Source organism: Kribbia dieselivorans NBRC 106261 (genome assembly GCF_001552435.1).
Lineage (GTDB): Bacteria > Actinomycetota > Actinomycetes > Actinomycetales > Dermatophilaceae > Kribbia > Kribbia dieselivorans.
In genome coordinates this window covers 1-2,030 of record NZ_BCRE01000168.1, presented here as the reverse complement: position 1 = coordinate 2,030, position 2,030 = coordinate 1, and the positions used below count along the sequence as shown (strand labels likewise).

1 protein-coding gene is annotated in these 2,030 nt (G+C 68.0%); it reads right to left on the bottom strand.

Translation table 11 applies throughout. The features are described from left to right. Window positions 1–32: 32 nt before the first annotated feature. Window positions 33–2,030 (bottom strand): translation initiation factor IF-2 (gene infB / locus KD1_RS13145; protein ID WP_157073347.1); only part of this gene is annotated, 1,998 nt, incomplete at its 5' end.

Genomic DNA, 2,030 nt, shown 5'->3' with positions numbered 1-2,030 from the left:
CGCGCGCGGGGCGGCTCGCGCGCCCTTCGCGATCAGGCGCGGGGCTTCTCGCGCATTTCGTACGTGGTGATGAGGTCACCGACCTGGAGGTCGTTGAACGACCCCAGGTTGATACCGCACTCGTAGCCCTCGCGGACCTCGGTGACATCGTCCTTGAACCGCCGCAGGCCGGTGAGTTCCAGGTTCTCGGTGATGACCACGCCCTCACGGGTGATGCGCGCCTTGGAGCCGCGCTTGATCTCACCCGACTTGACGATGGATCCGGCGATGTTGCCGAACTTGCTCGACCGGAAGATCTCGCGGATCTCGGCCGAACCGGTTTCGACCTCCTCGAACTCCGGCTTGAGCATGCCCTTGAGCGCGGCCTCGACCTCTTCGATGGCGGTGTAGATCACCGAGTAGTACCGGATCTCCACGCCCTCACGCTCGGCGTACTCCGCGTTCTGCCCCTCGGCGCGCACGTTGTAGCCGATGATGATCGCGTTCGACGCCATCGCCAGGTTGATGTTGTTCATCGTGATCGCGCCGACGCCGCGGTCGATGATGCGCAGGTCGACCTCGTCACCGACGTCGATCTTGAGCAGGGCGTCCTCGAGCGCTTCGACCGAACCCGACACGTCACCCTTGAGGATGAGATTGAGGGTGTCGACCTTGCCCGCCGCGAGGGCCTCGTTGAGGTCCTCGAGGGAGATGCGCTTGCGAGCCTTGGCCAGCGATGCCTGCCGGTCGGCGGCCTCGCGCTTCTCGGCGATCTGCCGAGCCGTGCGGTCGTCGGGGGCGACGACGAAGGTGTCACCGGCACGCGGCACGGAGGACAGACCGAGCACCTGGACCGGACGCGACGGACCGGCCTCCTCGACGTTCTGGCCGTGCTCGTCGAGCATGGCCCGCACGCGACCGTAGGCCGAGCCGGTGACGATGGCGTCACCGACGTGCAGGGTGCCGGACTGGACCAGCACCGTCGCCGTGGCACCGCGACCGCGGTCGAGGTTGGCTTCGATCGCCACACCACGCGCGTCCCGGTCGGGGTTGGCGCGCAGGTCGAGGGCGGCGTCCGCGGTGAGCAGGACCGCCTCGAGCAGCGTGTCGATGTGCATGCCCTGCTTGGCCGAGACGTCGACGAACATCGTGTCGCCGCCGTACTCCTCGGCGATCAGGTTGTACTCGGTCAACTGACCGCGCACCTTGGCCGGGTCGGCGCCCTCGACGTCGATCTTGTTGACCGCCACGACGATCGGCACGTCGGCCGCCTGGGCGTGGTTGAGCGCCTCGATCGTCTGCGGCATCACGCCGTCGTCGGCCGCGACCACGAGGATCGCGATGTCGGTGACCTTGGCACCACGGGCTCGCATGGCGGTGAACGCCTCGTGACCCGGGGTGTCGATGAACGTCAGCTTGCGCTGCTCGCCCTCGTGGTCGACCGCGACCTGGTAGGCACCGATGTGCTGGGTGATGCCACCGGCCTCACCGGAGCCGACGTCGGCGTGACGGATCGCGTCGAGGAGTCGGGTCTTACCGTGGTCGACGTGACCCATGACGGTCACGACCGGCGGACGCGGCTGGAGGTTCTCGTCCTCCTCGTTGTCGATCGCGATGTCGAGGTCGATGTCGAAGGACTCGAAGAGCTCGCGCTCCTCCTCCTCCGGCGAGACCATCCGGATGTCGTAGCCGAGTTCGGCCCCGAGCAGCTGGAACGTCTCCTCATCGAGCGACTGGGTCGCGGTGGCCATCTCACCGAGGTGGAACAGCACCGTGACCAGCGACGCCGGGTTCGCGTTGATCTTGTCGGCGAAGTCGGTCAGGGACGCACCCTGCCGGATGCGCACGATCGTCGAACCGTCACCGTGCGGAACGCTGACGCCACCGATCGTGGGCGCCTGCATCTGCTCGAACTCTTGACGCTTCGCGCGCTTCGACTTGCGCTGCTTGGCGCGGCCACCACCGCGGCCGAAGGCACCCTGGGTGCCGCCACGCCCCGGAGGGCCACCACCGGGACGACCGCCGAAGCCGCCGCCACCGCCGCCGGGACC